Consider the following 24,703-nt stretch of genomic DNA (forward strand, 5'->3'; position numbering starts at 1 on the left):
CAAATATTGCTAAAAAATATTAAATACTAATATTATTAGTATTTTTGATTGATATGAATGCAGAACGGATAACGGAAAAACTAAACATTTTGGCGGATGCTGCTAAATATGATGTATCATGCGCATCGAGCGGCAGTAAACGTAAAAATGAGAACAAGGGGCTGGGTAATGCCAGTAACGGTATTTGCCATTCATATACTGAAGATGGGCGATGCGTGTCGTTACTGAAAATATTGCTCACCAACCACTGCATATTTGATTGTGCTTACTGTGTATCGCGCAAGAGTAATGATATTAAACGTGCAGCATTTACAGTACAGGAAGTGGTAGACCTGACCATTAATTTCTACCGCCGTAATTATATTGAGGGGTTATTTTTGAGTTCGGGCATTTTTAAAAATGCCGATTATACCATGGAGCGCCTGGTACAAATAGCCAAGAAGCTCCGTACCGAACATAAATTTAACGGCTATATCCATCTAAAATCAATCCCCGGCGCAAGCGATGAGCTGATGCATGAGGCTGGTTTATATGCCGACAGGTTAAGCGTAAACCTGGAAATGCCTACCGAAGAAGGTTTAAAGCTATTGGCACCGGATAAAAACCGGCAGGATATGATACAGCCTATGGATTTCCTGAAACGGGGCATTATTCAAAATACCGAAGAAAAAAAGCTATTTAAAAAAGCGCCCATGTTTGCACCCGCCGGGCAAAGTACCCAGGTAATTATAGGTGCTACGCCCGAAAATGATCAGCAAATTTTAGGCGCGGCAAATTACTTTTATAAAAACTTTAACCTGCGCAGGGTTTATTATTCGGGCTATGTGCCGGTATTGGCCGATAACCGTTTGCCCGCGTTAAATACTGCCGTGCCCATGGTGCGCGAAAACCGGCTTTACCAGGCCGATTGGCTGATGCGCTTTTACGGCTTTAAGGTGAACGAAATTGTAAGCAACACGCAACAGCATCTCGACTTAGACATCGACCCAAAACTGGGTTGGGCTATCCGTAATATGCAGGTGTTTCCGGTTGATATTAATAAGGCCGATTTGCTAATGATATTACGCGTGCCGGGCATAGGGGTACAGTCGGCGCAAAAAATAGTTAGCGCCCGCAAGTTTGGTAAACTTAATTGGGAGCAAATCAAAAAGATGGGCGTAGCCATTAACAGGGCCCGCTATTTTATTACCTGCAACAGCAACAGTTTCGAGCGGCGCGATCTTACCGGCAATAATATAAAGCAGTTCATCCTGGCCGAGTCGCATAGTAAATATCTCAAAAATAAACCCGATCAACTTAGCCTCTTTTAATTATGACAACCACGCTTTTATACGATGGCACTTTTGAAGGCCTACTGACTGCCATTTTTGAAATATATGAGCGCAAGCTGATCTATGTAAAACTACAGCAAGGCGAGTGGCATAATACCGCTTTGTTTAACGAGGTGCTGCCGGTAATAACGGATAGTACCCTGTCCAACAGGGTGTTAAAAGCGCTGCATCAAAAACTATCGTCGGATGGGTTGCAGCGTTTGTATATAGCGCACACCGCCGGTATAAAAAATGAGGATGATATATTGGTAGGTTATATACGCCATGTTTTCGATACATCGCAAAACATTGAAGAGGATTATGGGAATAAGTATGTGATGCGTGTTTCGGAAATAGTACGTATGATGCGTCGCGAAAAGCACAGAATGGAAGCATTCGTAAGGTTTCAGAAATTGCAGGATGGCACTTTTTACGCCGCTATTGAGCCCGATTTTAATGTACTACCATTATTACGCCGCCATTTTAAAAGTCGCTATGCCGATCAAAAATGGATGATATATGATACCAAGCGCAGCTATGGCCTGTATTATGATTTACACGATGCCGAATTTGTCTCTATCGATTTTACAGATAACACAAAGGCCGGCAATACGATAGCTGCCTACACCGAAGATGAAGAAGTTTATCAGCACTTATGGAAGAACTATTTTAAGAGTGTAAACATCGCTTCGCGCAAAAACACCAAGCTACATGTGCGCCATATCCCCAAAAGGTATTGGAAGCATTTAACAGAAAAAATATAAATATTACATAATCAGGAATTTATACGGCGGCATAAAATGACCATTTGAACTAAAATTGTTTAAAAGTGCATTGTTAATAAAGTGCTCTATTTATACTTATATAAGTTTAAAGCATTAATAATCAGCAATAAATATATGTGGATGAATTTGTGTATAACCTGTTAATAAAAAACACAAAATACCACTTGACAAATGTTACCATCCTCACTATCTTAGTATTATCAAGAACGACGTACTTTGACAGCCTTACAGAATAACAGAAATTGAATCGGGCGAGCCTTTGGGGGAGCTAAAGATCAAAGGAGTTATCTGAGTTACAATGAAAATGACAATAACGAAAGTATTTGGAAAAAGAAAAGTAGCTAACGGGGTGTTGCAGAAAGCGTGGAGCTCTACGGGGCGAAAACGTTAAGAAGCGATGATGAGGAAGCAGCCGGGTGCTCGTGAGAGTAAGAGGCGAGGTCAGCATCGGTCATGGATACACAAAACTTGATGCTTTATGGAAGGCCACGGCCCGAGATAGAGTTTAAAACGGAAGTCAAATCGAACAGAGGAGGCTTCCGTTTTGCTTTTTATAGCATTTTCTTTGTTTTTTTCATACGGAGTTCTGATAATCAGAAAATTGTAAACCACTCGCCATTATAAAGAATAACATAAAGTGACATCATTTAAAATTGCAGGTAATGTGGCAAATGTTTAACTTCACAGTACCTGAACAATTAACTATAAATGAAAAAAATCTTCTCGCTATATCTACTAATTATCATAAGCTCGTTTGCAAAAGCTCAAAATAAACAAATCGTTTCAGATACCACCATTTATACTACTGTTGATGTTTCGCCCGATTACCCCGGTGGTATAGAAAATTTTTATACAAGATTTGTAAAGGAATTTGTAAAACCGGGAAATATATCATTATCCAAAAAGAAGATCTATTTGCAATTTATTGTTGAAAAGGATGGACGGCTTTCAAACCTTAAAATATTAAGGGGTATCAGCCCCGATGTTGATGCTGAAGTACTAAGGGCAGCAAGCGCATCCGGAGAATGGATACCAGGTACATTAAAAGGTAATTTAGTACGTGTGCAATATGCTATTCCTGTGTTTTTTTCAGAAGATGCTCCTGCCGTTACTATTACCGGCACCGACACCATATATTCTCAAGTAGATATAAATGCAAACTTCGCCGGAGGTTTCGGAACGTTCTATAATAAAATTGCTTCAATGTTTGTTTACCCTAAATTATCTCGCGAGAAAAATATTATGGGTAAAGTTATACTTACTTTTATTGTTGAAAAAGATGGCACCACATCAAACCCGCGTATAGTTAGGGAGCCTTCATCAGAGATAGGGCAGGAAGTTTTAAGAGTGTTTAAACTAATAAATGATAAATGGGAACCTGCAACAATAAATGGAAAGCCTGTACGCCAGCAGTTCAATTTACCAGTAAATGTATCTTTTCAAGAGACATCAATTGATTCAAAAACAAACTCATCCTCAACAAACTCATCCTCGTATAATAAGCACCCCGAAAACAGACAACCTGAATTTCCGGGAGGGATGGAAAAGTTTAAAATTTTCATACAAAATAAAAAGCGCAGCAGCGTCAAAGATAAAGGCCGTGTAATAGTTGCATTTATTGTTGAAAAAAATGGAGCGTTAACCAATATTGAAATAAAGAAAAGCTTATCCAAAGAAGCCGACGAAGAAGCTTTGCGACTAATTAGTGAAAGTCCCAACTGGTTGCCCGGCATAGAGAAAGACAAGCTAATTCGGGTTCAGTTTAATTATCCTGTAGTTTTTGAATAATTATCTGCTCATATAATAACAATAACAGAAAGGACAATACGCGTAACGTATTGTCCTTTCTGTTATATAATATTTTCCAAGCTGTTTAGGCTTTTTTGAATTTATCAGCTAACAGTTTCAGCATATCTTCATTAACGGGCTTAGCAGGTTCTTCTTTCTTTTTATATGGTTGATGTTGTTGCCCTTGCTTGTCGTAAGGTTTCTTAAAGTCTTTTGAAGGGGCTTCTGAAGGTTGTTGTGGTTTTGGAGCAGCAGGTTTAGCCGCTTGCCTTTCAGCATTTTTCTTCGCGCTCCAGCGTTTGTGTATCTCTTCGAGTTTGCGTTTGGTATAAAGCGGAAAATCGCCTTGCATCATCCAGGCAAAATAACTTGGCTCGGTATTAAATACCTCTTCAACACGTTTGCCTTTGTGCTTGCCAAAATTGATCAGCTCTTCACCGGCCTCGTTATAAACCAAACGGCCTGCAAAATCAACAGGTTTGCTTAAGTTGGTAAATTTATGCAGCGCTTCTACATCACCAACAACCGGGATGCTTTTAACGCCTTTTTTATCCTCAAACTCGGCGTTTTCATAACGCTCTATCTGCGCAAGCAAAACCTCCATCGTAGCGCGGGTATCAGCTTCGGCACTATGCGCGTTAATGATATCTTTATTACAATAAAACTGGTAAGCGGCTTTCAATGTACGCTGCTCCATCTGGTGAAATATATTCTGTACGTCAACAAAATGGCGACTGTCCAAATCAAAATCTACACCGGCGCGTAAAAACTCTTCCATCAGCATGGGTATATCAAACTTGTTCGAGTTATAACCGGCCAGGTCGCTGTCGTGTATGAAATCGGCTACGTCTTGTGCTATGGCTTTAAAAACAGGTTCGTTAACAATGTGCTCGTCGTAAATACCATGTACCAGCGATGTTTCCAGCGGGATGGGCATTTCGGGGTTGGCGCGCCATGTTTTCACCTGTTCGCTACCATCAGGAAATAGCTTAATAACAGAAAGTTCTAATATGCGGTCGACACCAATATTGGTACCGGTTGATTCAATATCAAAAAATGCGAGCGGGCGTTTTAAAATGAGTTTCATAAGTAAATATTGCTGCAAAGGTCGCAAAAGTATGCCAACTTTATACTATATAAATTTATTTGTGCAGGTTTCAAATTTGTTATAATTTAATACACGCTAAACTTTATTACGGGCACATGAAAAAAGCTTTACTATTTTCTTATTTATTCTTTTCATTATTAAGTATTTGCACGGCACAAAACTTTAAATACGGAACTTTCTCTCACGATGATCTCAATATGAAATCATATAAAAACGACACTTCTGCACATGCCGTAGTGCTTAGTGAGTATGGAAATGCCTGGGTAAGCAGTAATGATGGTGTGAACCTTGAAATGGATTATCACGTCAAAATAAAAATATTTGATAGCAAAGGTTTTAATGAAGGACAAATTGAACTACCATTCTATATTTCGGATGATGGTGAAACCGAAAATTACACAGATATACAAGGCATAACCTTTTATAAGGACGAAAACGGAGATGTAAAACAGGCAGAACTAAATCCTAAACAAATTTATTCAGCCAATGATAATAAACACTGGGGTACAACGAAGTTCGCTATGCCTAACGTACGTGCCGGCAGCGTAATTGAATACAGTTATCATTTTAAATCATTTTCGCTTTTCAGATTTAGAACATGGATTTTTCAGACAGATATACCCAAAATAAGTTCAGAATACCAGGTAAGTATTCCGGCAATATATAATTATAACATTTCGTTACGGGGCGTTTTAAAGTTACTTGAAGGCGATAAATATAAAAGCAGCGTAGATAAAGATTGCTTTTCGCTGGCAGGTACCCAATGTGATTGCTCGAAACTCTTGTTTGCGATGAAAGATGTACCGGCATTGGTAGAAGAGGATTATATGACATCGCCTAAAAACTTTCGTTCAGCTATCTACTTTGAACTTTCAGATTACGTTAATCTGCGTACCGGATCAAAGGTTAAAATGAGCAAGGAGTGGCAGGATGTTGACCGGCAACTTAAACTGGAAGATTCTTTTGGCGGTCAAATGAAAAAAAAGGGCGTTTTTAAAGATGTTTTGCTACCTGTAGTAACAGGTAAAACAGATGAACTTGAAAAAGCGAAAACGGTATATTCGTTTATTCAAAAAAATATTAAGTGGAATAAATATATTGGTATATCAAGTGATGAGGGTGTACGTAAGGCATTTGAAAAACACAGCGGCAGCATAGCCGATATTAACTTGGCTTTGGTTGCAGCATTGAGCTCAGCCGGTATAAATAGCGAAGCGGTAATATTATCAACCCGTGAAAACGGTATAGTTAATCGCTTATACCCGGTAATCAGCGAGTTTAATTATGTAATAGCTAAAGCTAACATTGGTGATAAAAGCTACCTGCTTGATGCATCTGACCCACTGTTATCTTTTGGACTGCTACCATTAACATGCCTTAACGATCAGGGTAGGGTAATGAGTTTAGATAAGCCATCATATTGGATAGATCTTAATGCCAATCAAAATAAACGCAGCACCTACGCGCTCGACCTAACCTTGCAAGAAAACGGCAAACTGAAAGGCACTATTACTAATTATTCTTTTGGATACGATGCTTATGTAAAGCGCAGCGCTATAAAAAAATTCAATACCGTTGATGAGTATGTAGAAAATTTGGACGAAAAGCAATCGAAGATAAAAGTACACAGTTCAGAGATACTCAACCTTGATGATACCGATAAGCCCTTATCTGAAAAGTATGATGTTGAAATAGATGTATATGATAACCTTGATAATAATAAGTTTCTGTTTAACCCATTTATGATGCATAAAATAACGGTTAATCCATTCAAATTAAATGAACGCACTTACCCAGTCGACTGGGGAATGCCTTCATCGGAAAGGGTTATATTAACTGTTCATTTACCACAACAGTATACAATTGAAAGTACGCCGCAGGCTGTATCTGTATCATTACCTAATGATGGCGGCAAGTTTGTTACAAGTGTAGAATCGGGTAATAATCAGTTTACATTTTCGCACGTTGTACAGTTCAACAGGGGGCTTTACTCGTCGGCAGAATATCCGTATTTAAAAGAACTATACAATAAGATCATCGTTTCAGAAAAGGCTGATATCGTTTTTAAGAAGAATTAATGAAAATATTTTTAATTGCGGCATTAATGCTGTTTGGAGGATTAAAGGGGATTGCACAGCCTTACATTGCGAGCGACATACCAAAAACATTACTGCCTTATGCAAGCGCGGTGGTACGTAACAATGAGGTAAGCACCGAGGTGAAAGACCTTAGTAATACCATTTATCATATTAAAACGGCCGTTACCATACTTAATAAAAATGGTGATGATATGGCCCATATTATAGTATGGCATAATAAAAGCAACACCATAAGGTATATTAAGGGGATGGTATATGATGAGTACGGTAAACCTATCGGTAAAATATCTGAAAGCAGCTTTGAAGATGTAAATGCGGGTAACGATTTCTCGTTGTTTGAAGATTCAAGGGTGAAGCATTTCAAGCCGGCTGTAGTCAGTTATCCATATACTATTGAATATGAATATGAGATACGCTCAAAGCAATCGTTAAATTTCCGCGATTGGCAGCCAACCGGTGAGCCGGGCGTAGCCGTTGAGAAAAGTACTTTTAAATTTATTTGCAAGCCCGATTTTAAGATTCGTTATAAGGAAAGCAATTTGCCGTCGGCAGTAATTGTTAGCACCAATAAAGATGGGCTTAAAGTATATAGCTGGAGCGCGGATAATATAAAGGCATTTAAACCTGAACCTTACAGCCCTAATGAGGAGGATTATCTTGGCACTGTGCATATAGCTCCGGAAAAATTTAGCTATAGTGGCTTTTACGGCACATTTACCAATTGGAAAGAGCTTGGGAAATGGACTTATGATAATCTTTTGCTTAACAGGGATGCGCTATCAACTACTACCATTGAACAGGTAAAAAAAATAGTAGCAGACATAACCGACCCCAAAATAAAAGCTAAAAAAATATACGAGTACATGCAGCATAAAACGCGTTACATTAGCGTGCAAATAGGCATAGGCGGTTACCAACCTATGCTGGCTGCCGATGTTGACCGGCTTAATTATGGTGATTGCAAGGCGTTGGTAAATTACACCCAGGCCTTATATAAGGCTGCAGGTATAGAATCATATTACTGTGTGGTTGAAGCCGGCGACCGTAAAATAAGCCTGATGAACGATTTTCCGAGTATGGCACAGGGAAACCATATTATTTTGTGCCTTCCTTTTAAAAACGATACCACATTTGTAGAATGTACTAATCAAAAAATACCTTTCGGCTTTTTGGGCGATTTTACTGATGATCGTACTGTGTTGGCTTGTACACCAACCGGCGGCAAATTGATGCATAGCACCAGCTACTCGTCACAAATAAATCTGCAAACCCGAAAAGCAGCTTTTTCTATTGATAACCAGGGAGAACTAACCGGTAATATGGAGACTGTTTTTAAAGGTACTCAATTTGACAACCGCGAATGGATAATGGAAGAACAGCAGGCTGAACGAGTTAAAAACATGAAGAAGCTGTACGATATCAATAATTTTGAGATAGAAGACCTGAAGCTTGACCAAATTAAATCGATATTGCCGGTAACTACCGAAACTATTAAACTCAACGCCCGCGATTATGCCACAATAACAGGTAACCAGTTTTACTTTTTACCGAATATAGCCAACAGAATAACTTCTGTACCGAGAGAGGTGCGTAACCGCCAGAATAAAGTATACATCAATAGCGGTTATACTGATGATGACGAAATAACGTACACTGTTCCCACAGGCTATAAGTTATCGAGCAAGCCATTAAATGTAAATGTAGATAAGCCGTTTGGTAAATTCACATCGACAATCACCGTTAAGGATAATCAAATCACTTATAAACGCCATATACAGGTAATAAACGGCACTTATGAGAAAGAGCAATATACCGATCTGGTCAGTTTTTATCAGACTGTGGCCGATGCTGATAGCTACAATGCCATGTTGGTGAAAGATAAATAGCAGGAGCAAATCACGATAATAAAAGAGGCCATCATTTATTTGATGGCCTCTTTTGTATTACTCTAACAGATAGTCTTCCTCATCATCTGTTAAACTCAGGTGTATTACATCGTTGCCGGCAATACCCTCAATAGAACCTTTAATGTGCGAGGCGTTGAGCAATACTTTTTCCAGTTGTTTTTCACGTGCTTTCCAAAGTCGTTCCATGGCATCGCGTTCTTTTTGTATGCTGAGGCGCATACTCATAAACCCTTCGCGAATGGCTTTCCACTGTTCGCCAAACTCGTTGCTGGTAAGATAATCGTACAGCAGGTGCATTTTATCACCCTTATTATCCTGCGATTTTACGAGGTTGTATAGTTTCAATATTCCGTCGCGTAGTATGTATGATACCGCCTTTACCTCATCAAAAGAACAGATCCACACGCCATCTTTTTCGCCGAAGCAATCCATCCCTTTCGGATAGCATTGGGTTACAATTACGGCCACATCAACGCCTATACCGCGCATATCCTTTTTCAATTTCTCTATCCAATCCATCGAAAAATCTTTGGTGCGCTTGCTTTCATAAATAATACGTCCGCATTCCTGCCCAAACTGGTTACGTACTGTTTGCACACAATCTGCACCGCGCACGCCTTTGCCTACCTCTTCAATCACATCGAACGGAAAATTAACGCGCAACAGGTCTTCCAGTATCAACTCCTGTACCTCGCCCTGCAACTGCATCGACCCTTGTTCTGATTTACGCTTCATCTCGTCAACCAGCTTTTTCTGGTCTTCCAGTTGCTTTTCAAGCTCTTTTTGCTTTAACTGGTGCTCAACATCTTTCAGGTTAAAGCGTTCGGCCTCCTGCTTGCGGATCTGCTCGCTCAATTCGATTCGCTGTTCCTGTAACTTACGTTGCATGGCCAGTTCCATTTCATCTTCCTTTTGTTTAAGCTGCTGCTCGCGCTGTAAAAAATCCATTTCTTTCTGGCGCGATTGCTTGAGCTTTTCCTCTGTATCTTTTACATTATTTTGCAGCAGTACCACCCGGTTCTCAAAATCGGTAGCAATTGATTTGCGCAGGTCTTCTTCCAGCTTTTGCTGCAATTCCTGCTTTTCGGTATTTAAACGTGCCTCAAACTGCTGTTGTTGCTGGCGTTGTTTGGCATTAAATTCTTCGTCTTTTTTACGATATTCATCTTCTTTTTGCCGGGTGTATTCCTGCATCTTAATGCGCAGTTCCTTCTTATACTCCTCAGCCATAACCTCTTCAATAGGGAACGCGTAACCGCAGCTCGGACAATTTACCTCAGTAGACATATCATTTTAACTTTGATTAAAGATATTCACAAATTTGAAAATGTAAACACCTTAAAATAACTAAATCGCAGGGCGCGGCCCATACTACCATATTGTAAATCTCATACATTTGTTATATATGCAAAAGATACTGGTAGCCAACCGTGGCGAAATTGCTTTACGGGTAATACGTTCGGCCCGCGAAATGGGGATCAAAACTGTGGCGGTATATTCCGCTGCCGACCGCGATGCCCTGCATGTACGCTATGCCGACGAGGCCGTATTTATTGGTGAAGCGCCATCCAATCAGTCGTATCTGGTGGGTGATAAAATCATAGTCGCCTGTAAACAAACAGGAGCGGAGGCCATACATCCGGGTTATGGTTTCCTGTCGGAGAATGCCGCTTTTGCAAGGCAGGTGCGGGATGCAGGCTTGATCCTGATCGGCCCATCGCCCGAAGCGATGGAAGTGATGGGTAACAAGTTATCGGCCAAAGCTGCTGCATTAAAATATAACATCCCCATGGTACCCGGTACCGAAGAAGCCATTACCGATGTTGCCGAAGCTAAACTGCGAGCTATTGAAGTGGGTTTCCCGATATTAATAAAAGCCGCGGCGGGCGGTGGCGGCAAGGGGATGCGTATTGTTGATAGCGCCGCTGATTTTGAGGAGCAAATGCAATTGGCCGTATCCGAAGCGACATCGGCCTTTGGAGATGGTTCGGTATTTATTGAGCGCTATGTGTCATCGCCAAAGCATATTGAAATACAGGTTTTGGGCGATACGCATGGCAATATTATACACCTGTTTGAGCGGGATTGCTCGGTACAGCGCCGCCATCAAAAGGTGATAGAAGAAGCGCCATCATCCATACTTACAGCCGAAATACGCGCCCAAATGGGTAAATGCGCGGTAGATGTAGCCCGCTCGGTAAATTACACAGGGGCCGGTACCGTGGAGTTTATTATGGATGAGCAGCTAAACTTTTACTTTTTAGAGATGAATACCCGCTTACAGGTAGAGCATCCCGTAACGGAACTTATCACCGGTGTCGACCTGGTGAAAGAGCAAATACGAATTGCCAGGGGCGAAGCCATCAGTTTCAAACAGGAAGATCTGGAAATTAACGGCCATGCGGTTGAACTGCGCGTTTACGCTGAAGACCCAGCCAATAGCTTCTTACCCGACATCGGCACACTACAAACCTACATAACACCGAAAGGCCCCGGCGTGCGTGTTGATGATGGCTTTGAGCAAGGCATGGAAATTCCTATTTACTACGACCCGATGATAGCCAAACTGATTACCTACGGTAAAGACAGGGCAGAGGCCATTGAACGCATGGTGAGGGCCATTGAGGAGTACCAAATTACCGGCATTACAACAACCTTGGGTTTCGGCAGGTATGTAATGAAGCACGAAGCTTTCAGATCAGGGCATTTCGATACTCATTTTGTAAACAAGTATTTTAAGCCGGATGTATTACAGGATGATAACGAAGAGGAAGCTATAATAGCGACCTTGGTTATTGAAAAGTTATTGAACTCGAATAAAGCTGCGCAATCCCAGACTGCTGTTGTTACTGAAACATCAAACTGGGTAAAAAACCGTAGGGGATTTTTATAATAACCTTCCGGATAATATTTGAAGCAAATTATCAATCAAGGGTATTTGACCGGGATTGAGTTTTAATTTGGCGGTATCGGCATCAAACCAATCACCTTTATCTACCTCGGGTATCATAATGGTTTTGCCCGATCTTGGCGGCCATTCAAACGGAAAAGTATTGCTGATCAATTTACTTTCGTCTACCTCACCTTCAACTGCAAAGGCATAAATCTTTTTGCCGCTCTTTAGTTTTACAGGTTCAAGTGCTGTAAATTCACCATTGATGGCTTGGCCGGTTTCTTCCGCAAATTCGCGTTTGGCGGCTGCTAAAATATCTTCGCCGTTTTCAAATTCTCCTTTGGGGATTGACCATACACCCGCGTCCTTATTTTTAAAGAATGGCCCGCCTGGATGGACTATGAAGAACTGCGGTTGATCATCTTTAATACGATACAGTAAAATTCCGGCGCTTTGTTTGGGCATATATAAATATATAATGGTGATAGCAAAACCGAAATAATTATAATTAGTTTTAATGTATTATTCCTGTCACTTAACTATTACGCCATGACTGACCAAAGGTGGACCAAATTCAGTATTACAGCCGATTTTACAACCGACGTACGCACCATTTACAATGCCTGGACAACACAGGCCGGCCTCGAACACTGGTTTTTACGAAAGGCCGAATTTTATGCCATCGCCGGTCGCACCCGTGAAGCTGACGAACACATAAAAAAAGAAGATTCTTACTTTTGGCAATGGCATGGCTATACTGATGATGTTAACGAAAAAGGAGAGATACTGGAAGCTAACGACAGCGACCTTATCAAATTTACCTTTACCAAAGGCAGTGTTGTAACCATTGACCTGCAACGGCGCAACGGCTTAACCCTGCTCGAACTTACACACGAGAGCATCCCGATAGAAGAAGATCCGTTGAAGAACCTATATGTGCAATGCCAGGTAGGGTGGACGTTCTACCTCGCTAACCTCAAATCCATTATCGCTGGCGGGCCCGATCTGCGAAACCGGCGTTACGATATCCCCAGCATATTTAAATAGATTTTTGGCTGACAATAAACTCCCCGTAATGTGTTAATTTTGCCACATGTTTACAGGTATTATTGAAACTTTAGGCAGGGTGGTTGATCTGCAACGCGATCAAAGCAATCTGCATATTACGGTTGAATCAACTATAGCAGCCGAATTGAAGATCGACCAATCGGTGGCGCATAATGGCGTTTGCCTTACAGTGGTTGCCGTTGCAGATGGCATACACACCGTTACCGCCATTGAAGAAACCCTGAACAAGAGCAGCATCGGTCACCTTAAAATTGGCGACCCTGTAAACCTGGAACGCTGCATGCAAATGAACGCCCGTTTAGATGGTCATATTGTACAGGGCCATGTTGACCAAACCGCCGTTTGTACCCACTTTAAAACGCTCGACGGCAGTTGGGAGTACACTTTTGAATACGATGCTTCATTAGGTAATGTAACTGTTGAAAAAGGTTCCATTTGTGTAAATGGCATTAGCCTTACGGTTGTCAACTCACACGCTAACAGCTTTTCGGTAGCCATTATTCCTTACACTTACGAGCATACCAACCTGCATAATGTACAGGAGGGTTCTGTAGTTAACCTTGAATTTGACATCATCGGCAAATATGTAGCCCGTTTAATGCAACGTTAACGGGCCAGGCGTGTAACCCTGTCTTTAACAAATTCGGTATAGCTTTTTTGCTTTTCGGTGGGGTTGGCTTGCAGGTATAGCTTATAATATTTTAAGGCAGTTGCCCTGTCTTTCAACTTATCATCATATAATGAGGCAAGCGCGTAGTAGGTCATCGGTTTTTGATCAAACTGTAAAGCTTTCTTGTAGGCGTTAACCGCGCTTTTAAGCCTGCCCGATTTATCGAAACTATCGGCCATCTCGCTGTAATAAGTATCAACGTTGGCAGATATAGCTTGTTTTATAGATTCCTGTAAGCAGGCTATCGCTTTAGTTTGGTTTCCCAATGCCTTATAACTTACCGCTACGTAATACCACGAGGCCTCGCTTTGTGTGTGGGTAGCATCTAACGCGCTAAACGTTTCAATACACTCATTGTACTTTTTGGTATTGTAGTAAGAGATAGCCAGCATGCTTATTACATTGTAAGATACATCACCTGCTTCGCGCAGTTTCTTGCATAGTTCAATGGTTTCGGGATACTTGTTTAGCTGGTATACTATCTTAGCTTTTCCCTGCAATAGCTGCATATCTGCCGAATCTGCTTCGAGCGCGGTGCTGATCACCTTATCGGCCTGGGCAATTTGCTTTAGCCCGATATAGAATGTGGCGAGGTCAAAAGCCACGTCGGCCTCTGTCGGGTTGATGGTGTTAGCCTTTTGCAAATAATATATACATGAGCCAAAATCACCCGTATTTTGCGACAGAGTGGCCAGTTGCTTATACACTTTAAAATTGGTGCTATCCCTGCTAAGTATACTCTTATAATAGTTTAGCGCCTTAATATTATTGCCTCGGCGTATGTTAATATTCCCTAAGTTGAACAGCACCGGTATGTTGGTTGAATCGGTTGCTAAAATGCGCAGGTAATAACTTTCTGCATCTGATAATTTGCCTGCCATTTGAAAGGTATAAGCCAAACTTGCCAATGCCTTTAAATCGGTAACAGGTTCAGCATAAGTTGATTTCAAGTATTGTGCCGCTTCAGTAAAACGTTGGTTTTGATAATACTCCAGCAGCAGGGCATCATTTGGTTTGCCTGTTTGCTGCGCGTATAAACCGGCAGAAATAAATAATGATAAGATGGTGAATAGGGTTGCTTTCATATCAACTAAGTTATTAGTTGATATTGATAATTCCAAATCTTGGCAGCATTATTGTTTTACAGGGGTACATCATAATTAAAATACTATGGATAAGTTAAAGAAATTTGCACTGATGGAGAAGATAGTCCATGAGTTGGAAGATTTAAAAAATAGTCAGCAAGCCATTATACAAAAACTCGCCAAAATAGAAGTAGACAATATTGACCTTGGCGATAAACGACTTGAAAAAGACCTGCCCGATATGCACCAGCGTGTAGCTGATAACCTGGACACCATTGCGGCAATTCTCGAAGATTTTGCCAACCAAACCAGCGATTACAGCAGCAGCAACAATATTGAAGCCCTGAAAGAACAGGAAGCGATTAACAATTTATAATGAGAAGCCCCGCATACCGGGGCTTTTTTGTTATACAATTTATGGCACACTTTTATAGCGGAACTACGCTTACAGTAATCATTAACAATAGTTTATATCTTTTCACTTAATGTTTTTATAACATTATACTATTTGCATAAACTGTAGAAATAATTATTTTAGCCCAACATTTATTTAAAAACACTATGAAAAAAATTACCTTAATCGCATTAGCTGCGGCTTCGTTGTTGATCTATTCCTGCAAACCTAAAGCGGGCAGTACAGAATCAGATAAAAAAGATAGTTTAGCCGCTGCCGAACAAACATCGCCAACTACAGCTGCACCTGCTGAGCAGGCAACCAACACGCCAAAAACTTATACTGTTACATTTACACCGGATACAGCAACACTTGGTAAAAAGAAAGAAGCTGCCGTGAAAATTATACCGGTAAGTGCAACCGACCTGAGCGATCCGGATGGAAAATCGCAGGGCATTGAGCTGGTATTTAAGCTTAGCCTTACCAATAAAGAAAAAATAGGAGGCAACTCAATCGGCATCAGTCCGTCTGATTTCAGGTTGGTGTTGGATAACAACACTTCTATTTCGCAAACCGACGGCGGTTATTTTTCGGCCCAGCCGGAATCTACCAAAGAATCGGAAAGTAACATTACCTACCGCATTCCGGCAGGCGCAAAACCAAAAGCGTTAAACCTGTTTTACGATGAAACACGCGCGTCAGTACAAGTAGAACTGAAGTAATATCCGTTAGATAAAAACAAGAAAAGCTCCATAATTATGGAGCTTTTCTTGTTTTTATTGTGAGCAATGCTTTATGAATGATCCGGATATAATGCTTTAACCGCTTTAACGGAAGCGGATATGATCTCTTTAAACACTTCAATATCTACATCATCAAGTTTTTTGATATAGATGCACCCTTTGGCTGCTTTGTATTTACCAAACCGGGCAAGCAACTCGTCTTTACCTTCAAAACCAACCATCATATATAAGGATATAGAAGGTTTCCGCGGAGCGAAACCCGTTAAAGGAGCATCACCCTCGTGGCCACTGGCGTATTTGTAATGGTAACTGCCAAAACCGATAATACTCGGTCCCCACATTTTGGCCTTAAACCCGGTTTGCTGCTCAAATATTTCCACTAAACGGAAACTATCCTTACGTTTTTGTTCGTCGGCAACATTATTGATAAAATCAGTTACGCTGACTTCTGTTTCGGTGGTTTTTTGCTTTGCCATAGTGCTTGTTCTTTATTTAAAACACAAGCACTAATATACTTTACTATCAGCAATTATTCAATAGCCTTACCCTTCATCGCATGGCTGATCGCCTGGTCCATCAAGCGCTCGGCAAAGGGGCGGGTAAATTCGTTGATCTCATCTATTTTTTTGTGGATCAGGTCTTTATCGCCGCTGGTTAAAGCCGTTTTAAGCGCGGTAAGATATTCATGGGTTTTTGAGGCTTCTTCAATGGTAACTGCCTGGCCATGCTTTTGTATAAACCGCTCCACGGTGTAAATCATTTGCTCACCCTCGGTACGGGCTTCTATCAGCATCCGCTGGTTTACGTCGTCCTGCGCATGGGTAATGCTATCCATCAGCATTTGTTCAACCTGCTCATCTGTAATGCCATAGGTAGGCTTCACTTCAACTTCTTGTTTAACTCCCGAACGCAGTTCAATAGCCTGCACCGTAAGTATACCGTCGGCATTCAGCAAGAAGTTAATATCCACTTTAGGGAAACCTGCGGGCATAGCGGGGATGCCTTTCAGATCGAATTCGGCCAGTTTGCGGTTTTCTTTAATGAGGTCGCGTTCGCCCTGGTAAACGGCGATCTTCATGTTCACTTGTCCGTCGATAGAGGTAGTGTACTGGCGGCCTGCCTTGGTAGGTACTTTGGCATTCCGCGGGATGATCACATCCATCAGACCACCCATGGTTTCAATACCTAATGACAGCGGGGTAACATCCAGCAATAAAATATCGCGACGGTTACCCGCCAATATATCCGCCTGAATAGCTGCCCCCAGGGCAACCACTTCGTCAGGATTAATATCGTTATGTACATCGCGGCCAAAAAATTCAGAAACCATTTTCTTAACCAAACCTGTACGGGTTGATCCGCCAACCATAATTACTTCGTCAACTTGGCTTACATCCAGCTTGGCATCTTTTAACGCGTTTTGGCAGCAGGTAATGGTTTGTTGTACTTTGGTGAGTATCAGGTTTTCAAATTCTTGCTTGTCTAAAGTGCACCATATCTCGCCTATTTTTTCGTTAAACAAGCTTTGGTGGCTGAATGATTTCTTGGCTTCTTCGGCCTTTAAACGCAATTGCTGCGATAGCTCGGCGTTGGCAGCAAGTTCGGCCCTGTCGATGTTGTTCTTTTCAATCCAGTAATCAACAATGGCACGGTCGAAATCGTCACCACCCAAAAAGGTATCGCCATTGGTTGATAACACTTCGAAAATGCCGTTTTGAATTTGCAGGATAGATACATCAAATGTACCGCCGCCCAAATCGTAAACAGCTATGGTTTTAGTTTCTTCCGGATTTAAACCGATACCATAGGCCAAACTGGCGGCTGTAGGCTCGTTTACAATACGCAATACATCTAACCCGGCAAGTTTACCTGCATCACGTGTGGCCTGGCGCTGCGAATCGTTAAAGTAGGCCGGAACGGTGATCACTGCACGGTTAACCGGGGTTTTAAGCGCATGCTCAGCACGTTCTTTTAATTCCTTTAATATCAGGCCTGAAAGCTCAATAGGGGTGTAAAACTTATCTCCAACCTTTATTTTTACAAGGCTTTCGGTATTATCGTCGATCACCTTGTACGAGAAAAAATCTTTATAATTCGCTATATCATGGTACGAGCGGCCCAGCAAACGTTTTACAGAGAAAACGGTATTCTGCGGATCGGTGATTAAGTATTCTTTAGCTTCATTACCTACAGTGATATCGCCGGTTTCGCCAAAATGCACTACTGATGGCACCAGCACGCCTTTACCTGCATCATTAATTACATGCGGTTGTTTTTCGGGGTTAATAAATGCCACCAACGAGTTGGTAGTACCTAAATCAATCCCTACAATAATTTCTTCTTTTTGTATTGAGCCTGTTGCCAGGTTAATAGAAACTTTAGCCATGATATATGTATAACGAAACGGCAAAGTTAGCAAGTTTTGGCAGGCGATATGTCTTTTGAATATCGAATTTGAATTTTACCCAAACCGCTCAATAATTTTGAATTTGTTTATTTACTTTCACAGGTAAAATGTTAAAGCTATCATATACCTGTTTGTTCAGCAAAAATGCACTTGGGGCACTGCTGCTGACCTGCATTTTAATAGGCCTTTCGGCACAAAGCCGGGCACAGCAATTTGGCGGCAACCCGCCTTCAATAGAATGGAAACAGGTTGATAGCAAAGCTGCCCGCGTTATTTTTCCGGCGGGGATGGATAGCGTAGGTTTGAGGGTGGCCAACATCATCAACCAAATGGATAAGGTGATAGAACCAACCATTGGCAACAAACATAGGCAGGTAAGTATTTTATTGCAAAACCAAACCACTACCACAAACGGTTATGTAGGTTTAGCCCCGTTCCGAAGCGAATTTTATTTAACACCGCAACAAAATAGCTTTGAACTGGGCAGCATCCACTGGCCCGAACTGCTTTCGATACATGAGTTCAGGCATGTACAGCAGTATAATAACTTTAACGTTGGTTTGTCAAGAGCGCTGCGCATCTTTTTTGGCGATGGCGGGCAGGCGCTGGGTAACGAACTAAGTGTACCGAACTGGTTTTACGAGGGGGATGCCGTATTCAACGAAACCCATGTAAGCAGCCAGGGCAGGGGGCGGTTACCTTACTTTTTCAACAGCTACCGTGCTTTGTGGCAAGCCGACAGAAACTACAACTGGATGAAGCTGCGCAACGGATCGTACGTTGATTATATACCCGACCACTACCCGATGGGTTACATGCTGGTAGCCTACGGCCGCGAAAAGTACGGTGCCGATTTTTGGCGTAAGGTAACTCATGATGCAGCCGCTTATAAAGGTCTTTTTTACCCGTTTCAAAAAGCAATTAAAAGGTATTCGGGTGTGGGTTACGCGCAATTCCGAACGGATGCTTTAAATTATTTCAAGCAGCAATTTCCGGCGCAAACTATCGCGCCGTTAGATAAAGGGCATTTTGTGGCCAACCAGGAGTTCCCGGTTTATACGGATGATACTACATTGATCTACCTGAAAAGCAGTTACGACCACATCCCGGCCTTTGTTATTAAAAAAGGAGAGCAGGAGAAAAAGATCACTTCGCGCGGATTGGTAGCCGATGATTATTTTGATTACAGCAACGGCAAAATAGTTTATTCGGGCTACCGCCCGGATGCACGCTGGGGATACCGTAATTACAGCGAGATCAGGGTGCTTGATATTATCACCGGTAAAGAAAAGAACATTACATCGCGCAGCAAATACTTTTCGCCCTCGTTTAGTGCCGATGGCAGCAAAATAGTGGCGGTTGATGTGGCAACTTCGGGCAAAAGCGAACTGCATATTATTAATGTAGCTGATGGCAAGCGCATTGCAAACATCCCTAATAGTAAAAACCTGTTCTACACTTACCCTAAGTTTTATAAAGAGAGCGGCATTATTACAGCAGTGCGCACTCCCGAAGGTAAAATGACCATAGCGCAGGTGGATGTTAAAAACGGAGAAAGCAAATACCTGTTACCGCTTAGTTATCAGCCTGTAGGTTACCTCACTGTACGAGGCGATACCGCTTATTTTTCGGCTACAACGGGCAGCAATGATAACCTTTACGCGCTAAGCATCCCCGACCAAAAACTGTTTAGCGTTGCACTGCCGGGAGGCGATACTAATATTGGCCATTACCAGGCGGCTGTTTCAAACAGCAAAATTACCTGGGTTCACTTTACAGTGAATGGTTTCCGCTTAAATGAAACGGATAGGGGAAACGCTAAGCTTAGCGAACTTGCAGATAAAACCCTATCTGTTGGTTTATCAAATTTCAATATCAGCGCTTTGCAAAAGGATAGCGCTACCAATTTGCTGGCATCGGTGGCGGATAAGCCTTTGCCTGTTAAAAATTACAGCAAGGCTTATAACCTGTTTAATTTCCATAGTCTGATTCCCGACATTAGCGACCCCAACTACCGCATCGCTTTACGGGGCGAAAACGTGCTGAATACTTTTCAATCCGAGCTATCATTCAACTACAATAATAACGAAGGGTACAAGCAATTCGGTTTTGACGCGGTATACGGGGCTTTGTATCCGTACATATCTGCCGGTGCCGATTATATTATCGACCGTCGCCGTTATTACAGGGGCAACAATGTGTACTGGACGGAAACCGACCTGCATGGCGGCTTACAAATACCTTTCAACTTTAGCGGAGGCAAGCAAATCACCGGTTTAAGTATTGGGAGTGATATTTACTTTACCAATACCAGTTACCGCAATGGCTATGGCAATTTAGATCGCAGATACGCTTATTTGAATAATTACATTAACTTTTCTACCCACATTCAGCAGGCGAGGAAGAATTTGTTTCCAAGATTTGGCCAGAGCTTTTCTTTCATTTATAAATCGGCCATTAACCTTAACGCAAACCAGTTTTTAGCATTAGGCACATTCTATTTCCCGGGTTTGAGCGCCAATCATAACCTGATCGTTACCGCGGCACACCAGGAAAAAGGGCAGAATAACGTGATCGGTTTTTCTAACAACTTTGCTTTTTCGCGCGGTTACGAAGCCGAAAATCTCTATAAGATGAATAAGGTAGGGGTAAACTATCATTTCCCGATAGCCTATCCCGATGCCGGTGTAGCTAACACGGTGTACCTGTTGCGCTTAAGGGGCAACGTGTTTTATGAGTATACGCATGCGTCTGACTTTTATGTAGATGGCAGGAAGTTTAAGGCTAATTTCCGTTCGGTTGGCGGCGCGGTATTTTTTGATACCAAGTTCTTTAACCAGGAATCTATCTCCTTCGGTATTCGCTACAGCCATTTATTGGATAGGGATTTATTTGGCGGCAGCGGCAGCAACCGTATTGAGTTGGTATTGCCGGTAAGTATATTTTAAATAACATCTCTATTAAAACTTCAATTTATTTTATAGTCACACTTTAAATTGTGGCTATTTTAAAAGTACAGTAAGTTGCTTAAAAAGAAAACAGGTCAGGTTTATATTGGCTATTGTTTATTAAAGCTTCAGCAATTACCTTTGCCGCCAATATGTTTCGCAGCTTTATAGCCATAACTTTAATTACCGCATTGCTTATAAGCAACTTCACCAGGTTGTTTGTGTATGCGGGTTATGAGCTAAACAAAAAGTACATAGCTGCCACGCTGTGCGAAAACCGCGATAAACCTCAGATGCATTGTAATGGCCGCTGTTACCTGGCCAAAAAAATCAAACAAGCAGAAGAGAAAGAAAAAAGCCAGGAGCGCGAATCGCAAAAGAACCATTTTCAGGAAGCTTTTGTGAACACCGGCACCCGGTTCAATTTCACTGCAAAACTATTGCAGGAAATTAATTCGCCTTACCTATCCGTTGCACTTCCGCAGCATGCAGCTACTATCTTTCAGCCTCCGCGGGCATAATCAGTTTCTCCCCATTATTTTTTGTTGATGCCGCATTAATTGCAGGCATTACTATGTGTTGGAATTTACCATACTGTGGTAATTCTCTGCACGCGTCTATTATTATTTCTTATTAAAAAATCATGAAACTGAATAAATACATCTTATTGGTAATTACCGCTATTACATCTGTTATATACACCTCTTGCAGCAAAAGCAACGATGCCGAACCAACTGTAAGCGGTACGGGTAAAGTACAACTGGAATTTGAGAATCTGGTAGGCGAGGAGCCATTGGTATTAAATACCGAAACCTATAAAAATGCCCACGGCGATAGCTACAACATCACCACCTTTAAATATTACGTAAGCAATATTTCATTGGTAAAGGAAGATGGTTCATCCTACAAAGTACCTGAAAGTTACCTGTTAATGGACGCTTCAGAACCGCAAAGCCGTTTTCAAACTTTAGAGGGCATCCCTGCGGGCGATTATAAAGCCATTAACTTTACTATAGGCGTGGATAGCGCGCGCAACTTTGCAGGTGCCCAAACCAACGCTTTAGATCCCGCTCATGGCATGTTTTGGGCATGGAGCAGCGGTTATATTTTTGTAAAGCTTGAGGGTACATCGCCGCAGTCGACAGCCAAAGGTAATACGTTAACTTTCCATATTGGCGGTGCAAAATCACCTACTAATACTATACGTACCGCTACCCAAACATTCGGAGGTAACTTGTTGCGTGTACGCGATAACAGTAAGCCAGAAGTGCATTTCGCTGTTAACGCGGCTACCATGTTCACCGGTAAGGCCGATGTTGATTTTGCCGCTTTAAACTTCACCATGGGCGGGGCTAATTCGGTAATTGTGGCCGATAATTACGCGAGTAGTTTTATTACTGTAGAACATATTCATAATTAGGCAGATGAACAGTAAATCAACAGTTATCATTATACTGCTTGTTTTAATTGCTGTTATCGCCTGCCGAAAAGGAAGTAATGATGCACCACAGCCTGACGATGTCAGGTTTGTGGCGCCATCAAATTTTCCACAGCCGGTTTACTCATTCGAGAACAACACCGTAACAAAAAGCGGCTTTGAACTGGGGCGTAAACTCTTTTTCGACAGTGGTTTATCCATCGATGGTTCGGTATCATGCGGCAGCTGTCACCAGCCTTTCGCGGCGTTTGCCAACCTTGATCATTCGGTTAGTCACGGTGTAGATAATTGCCTGGGCACGCGCAATACGCCGCCGCTGTTTAACCTGGTTTGGCAACAAGAGTTTATGTGGGATGGCGGTGTACGCAACATCGAGGTATCGCCGCTTAACGCCCTTACTAACTCTTGCGAAATGGCCAATACGCTAATCAATGTGGTTGATGTATTGAATAAAAGCAAGCAATACCCGGCGCTGTTCAATAAGGCATTCGGTACATCCACAGTTACGTCGCAATTAATGTTCAGGGCATTAACACAATTTATGTCGATGCTGGTTTCGGCTAATTCAAAGTACGATAAGCATATCCGTAAGGAAACAGGCGGCGACTTCAGCACAGACGAGGAAGCGGGTTACCAGTTGTTCATTCAAAAATGTTCGGTTTGTCACAAGGAACCTTTGTTTACCGATCTGTCGTATAGGTCTAATGGTCTTGACCTGTACAGTGAAGATCGTGGCCGCGACAGCATTACACAAAACGAGGCGGACAGAGGCAAGTTCCGTGTACCAACGCTAAGGAATATTGAAGTAACTATGCCATACATGCACGACGGCCGCTTTAATACGCTTACAAGGGTGCTGGAACATTACAATTCGGGCGTTAAGAATAATCCAAACCTGGATGCCGAATTAAAGAAGAATGGCGTATCGGGCATCCCGCTTACCCAAACCGAACAAACACAGATCATCGCATTTTTAAAAACATTAACAGATAATGATTTCATACACGACAAAAGGTTTGCCGAGCAATAAGTTTCGCTTTGCATTAGTGCTTTGCGCAAGCTTATTTTTAAACAGCATAACCGCAAAGGCCTGTGATATATGCGGTTGCTTTATGGGGATTACCCCTTATGATAACCAAAGTAGTATATCACTGATACACCGTTACCGCTCATTCAACGGTTACCTGGGGCAAAAGCACGCGTTCTTTCCGGCGGGTGCAAGTTTCTTTCCGGCAGGTGCTAACCGTAACGGGGTGATTACTAACCACGCGGGTAACCCAAGCGACTACGAAGTATACCGTGCTACTGAAATACGTGCCCGTTATTTTGCAGCCCGCAGGTTAGAGATCAACGCTATTGTGCCTTATGTATCTAATACCGAAAAATATAACGGTAACACCAGTACCCTTGCAGGTTTGGGCGACATTAATATTTACGCAGGCTATCATTTACTAAGAAAGCTGGACAGGAAGGTAATTAACCAGCGATTGATAGTTGGCCTGGGTATTAAATTGCCTACGGGTAAATACAATGCCGAAAACTTTGAGGGTATTAAATATAACACGCTTAGCCAAACCGGCACCGGCAGCACCGATGGTTTTGTGTATTTTAACTACATGGCCGGATACAAAAAAGCGGGTGTAAGTTTAAGCGGTACCTATAAAGTAAACGGCGAAAACGCCGACCGGGTAAGTATAGCTAACAGCACCACAGGTTACCTTAACCTGTTTTATAATGTGGGTATTACCAATACGGTAAAAATGGTGCCATCAGCGCAGCTGGCTTATGAATATTCGGGGGGTGAAAAATACCGTGGCGTGCGTACCGGCGAACACGTAATGAATAACCTGATGAGCGGTATAGGGGTGGATCTATTTGTGAAGAATATCACTTTCAACCTTGCGGTGCAAACTAAAGCCTGGGCCGCGGCCGATGATCATCCGCAGCCATCGGGCAGAGTGGTGATTGGTGTTACCTATAATTTTAACCAGTTGTATTATTTGCTGAATTAATTTTTACAAAGCAGAGAACCTGCTTTCCATACATCATGAATAATACCC

General features: G+C 42.0%; 21 protein-coding genes. 15 read left to right on the forward strand and 6 right to left on the reverse strand.

The features are described from left to right. Positions 1-53: 53 nt before the first annotated feature. From AC07NA_RS01395 to AC07NA_RS01405, 3 genes are all read left to right on the forward strand, one after another. Positions 54-1,310, forward strand: coding sequence for a putative DNA modification/repair radical SAM protein (locus AC07NA_RS01395; protein WP_494895022.1), 1,257 nt, complete (start codon positions 54-56; stop codon positions 1,308-1,310). A 2-nt stretch (positions 1,311-1,312) separates the two neighbouring features. Further along, entirely contained in the window at positions 1,313-2,074 is a 762-nt protein-coding gene (locus AC07NA_RS01400; protein WP_494895024.1) for a TIGR03915 family putative DNA repair protein, read from the forward strand. A 729-nt stretch (positions 2,075-2,803) separates the two neighbouring features. Then, the gene (locus AC07NA_RS01405; protein WP_494895026.1) at positions 2,804-3,883 is read left to right on the forward strand and encodes an energy transducer TonB; all 1,080 of its coding nucleotides are present in this window, start codon (positions 2,804-2,806) and stop codon (positions 3,881-3,883) included. A gap of 85 nt (positions 3,884-3,968) precedes the next feature. Here AC07NA_RS01405 and AC07NA_RS01410 read toward each other — a convergent pair whose 3' ends face one another. Next, on the reverse strand, positions 3,969-4,970 hold the full coding sequence (locus AC07NA_RS01410; protein WP_494895028.1) for an exonuclease domain-containing protein: 1,002 nt from the start codon (positions 4,968-4,970) through the stop codon (positions 3,969-3,971). A 218-nt stretch (positions 4,971-5,188) separates the two neighbouring features. Here AC07NA_RS01410 and AC07NA_RS01415 point away from each other — a divergent pair, with 218 nt between their 5' ends. Both AC07NA_RS01415 and AC07NA_RS01420 read left to right on the forward strand, forming a co-directional pair. Beyond that, the gene (locus tag AC07NA_RS01415) at positions 5,189-7,069 is read left to right on the forward strand and encodes a DUF3858 domain-containing protein (RefSeq protein ID WP_494895029.1); all 1,881 of its coding nucleotides are present in this window, start codon (positions 5,189-5,191) and stop codon (positions 7,067-7,069) included. Further along, complete coding sequence (locus tag AC07NA_RS01420) at positions 7,069-8,976, forward strand: DUF3857 domain-containing protein (protein WP_494895030.1); 1,908 nt, start codon at positions 7,069-7,071, stop codon at positions 8,974-8,976. The genes AC07NA_RS01415 and AC07NA_RS01420 overlap by 1 nt, the downstream gene beginning before the upstream one ends. Positions 8,977-9,033: 57 nt before the next feature. Here AC07NA_RS01420 and AC07NA_RS01425 read toward each other — a convergent pair whose 3' ends face one another. Further along, entirely contained in the window at positions 9,034-10,284 is a 1,251-nt protein-coding gene (locus tag AC07NA_RS01425) for a DUF2130 domain-containing protein (RefSeq protein WP_494895031.1), read from the reverse strand. Between the two features lie 118 nt (positions 10,285-10,402). Here AC07NA_RS01425 and accC point away from each other — a divergent pair, with 118 nt between their 5' ends. Next, complete coding sequence (accC, locus tag AC07NA_RS01430; RefSeq protein WP_494895033.1) at positions 10,403-11,890, forward strand: acetyl-CoA carboxylase biotin carboxylase subunit; 1,488 nt, start codon at positions 10,403-10,405, stop codon at positions 11,888-11,890. Here the strand turns inward: accC and AC07NA_RS01435 are convergent. Then, complete coding sequence (locus AC07NA_RS01435) at positions 11,885-12,355, reverse strand: NUDIX hydrolase (RefSeq protein WP_494895034.1); 471 nt, start codon at positions 12,353-12,355, stop codon at positions 11,885-11,887. The two genes, accC and AC07NA_RS01435, sit on opposite strands and share 6 nt — an antisense overlap. A gap of 84 nt (positions 12,356-12,439) precedes the next feature. Here AC07NA_RS01435 and AC07NA_RS01440 point away from each other — a divergent pair, with 84 nt between their 5' ends. Then, positions 12,440-12,937, forward strand: a complete 498-nt coding sequence (locus tag AC07NA_RS01440; protein ID WP_494895035.1) for an SRPBCC family protein — start codon at positions 12,440-12,442, stop codon at positions 12,935-12,937. A 46-nt stretch (positions 12,938-12,983) separates the two neighbouring features. Next, complete coding sequence (locus tag AC07NA_RS01445) at positions 12,984-13,568, forward strand: riboflavin synthase (RefSeq protein ID WP_345209029.1); 585 nt, start codon at positions 12,984-12,986, stop codon at positions 13,566-13,568. On the opposite strand, the gene AC07NA_RS01450 is transcribed toward AC07NA_RS01445, so the two are convergent. After that, positions 13,565-14,713: a tetratricopeptide repeat protein gene (locus AC07NA_RS01450; protein WP_494895037.1), complete on the reverse strand. Its 1,149-nt coding sequence runs from the start codon at positions 14,711-14,713 to the stop codon at positions 13,565-13,567. The two genes, AC07NA_RS01445 and AC07NA_RS01450, sit on opposite strands and share 4 nt — an antisense overlap. An 85-nt stretch (positions 14,714-14,798) precedes the next feature. On the opposite strand from AC07NA_RS01450, the gene AC07NA_RS01455 reads away from it, so the two are divergent. Both AC07NA_RS01455 and AC07NA_RS01460 read left to right on the forward strand, forming a co-directional pair. Then, on the forward strand, positions 14,799-15,089 hold the full coding sequence (locus AC07NA_RS01455) for a hypothetical protein (protein ID WP_345209031.1): 291 nt from the start codon (positions 14,799-14,801) through the stop codon (positions 15,087-15,089). A 185-nt stretch (positions 15,090-15,274) separates the two neighbouring features. Continuing rightward, complete coding sequence (locus tag AC07NA_RS01460; protein WP_494895039.1) at positions 15,275-15,829, forward strand: hypothetical protein; 555 nt, start codon at positions 15,275-15,277, stop codon at positions 15,827-15,829. A gap of 71 nt (positions 15,830-15,900) precedes the next feature. Here the strand turns inward: AC07NA_RS01460 and AC07NA_RS01465 are convergent, their stop codons facing one another. Next, complete coding sequence (locus tag AC07NA_RS01465) at positions 15,901-16,326, reverse strand: DUF1801 domain-containing protein (protein ID WP_494895041.1); 426 nt, start codon at positions 16,324-16,326, stop codon at positions 15,901-15,903. A 53-nt stretch (positions 16,327-16,379) separates the two neighbouring features. Further along, the gene (hscA, locus tag AC07NA_RS01470; RefSeq protein ID WP_494895043.1) at positions 16,380-18,236 is read right to left on the reverse strand and encodes a Fe-S protein assembly chaperone HscA; all 1,857 of its coding nucleotides are present in this window, start codon (positions 18,234-18,236) and stop codon (positions 16,380-16,382) included. Between the two features lie 128 nt (positions 18,237-18,364). Between hscA and AC07NA_RS01475 the strand changes: the two genes are divergently transcribed. The 5 genes from AC07NA_RS01475 to AC07NA_RS01495 all read left to right on the forward strand — a co-directional run bounded on the left by AC07NA_RS01475 (position 18,365) and on the right by AC07NA_RS01495 (position 24,655). Then, positions 18,365-21,205: a TolB family protein gene (locus tag AC07NA_RS01475; protein ID WP_494895045.1), complete on the forward strand. Its 2,841-nt coding sequence runs from the start codon at positions 18,365-18,367 to the stop codon at positions 21,203-21,205. Positions 21,206-21,357: 152 nt separating this feature from the next. Further along, positions 21,358-21,726 carry a hypothetical protein gene (locus AC07NA_RS01480; protein WP_345209037.1) on the forward strand — a complete coding sequence of 123 codons (369 nt, stop codon included), beginning with the start codon at positions 21,358-21,360 and terminating at the stop codon, positions 21,724-21,726. A gap of 122 nt (positions 21,727-21,848) precedes the next feature. Continuing rightward, complete coding sequence (locus AC07NA_RS01485) at positions 21,849-22,625, forward strand: MbnP family protein (RefSeq protein ID WP_494895047.1); 777 nt, start codon at positions 21,849-21,851, stop codon at positions 22,623-22,625. 4 nt (positions 22,626-22,629) lie between these two features. After that, positions 22,630-23,673, forward strand: coding sequence for a cytochrome-c peroxidase (locus tag AC07NA_RS01490; RefSeq protein ID WP_494895049.1), 1,044 nt, complete (start codon positions 22,630-22,632; stop codon positions 23,671-23,673). Then, complete coding sequence (locus AC07NA_RS01495; RefSeq protein WP_494895051.1) at positions 23,636-24,655, forward strand: transporter family protein; 1,020 nt, start codon at positions 23,636-23,638, stop codon at positions 24,653-24,655. The genes AC07NA_RS01490 and AC07NA_RS01495 overlap by 38 nt, the downstream gene beginning before the upstream one ends. Positions 24,656-24,703 lie beyond the last annotated feature (48 nt).

It is taken from the genome of Mucilaginibacter sp. GW821-FHT07G05 (genome assembly GCF_059418565.1).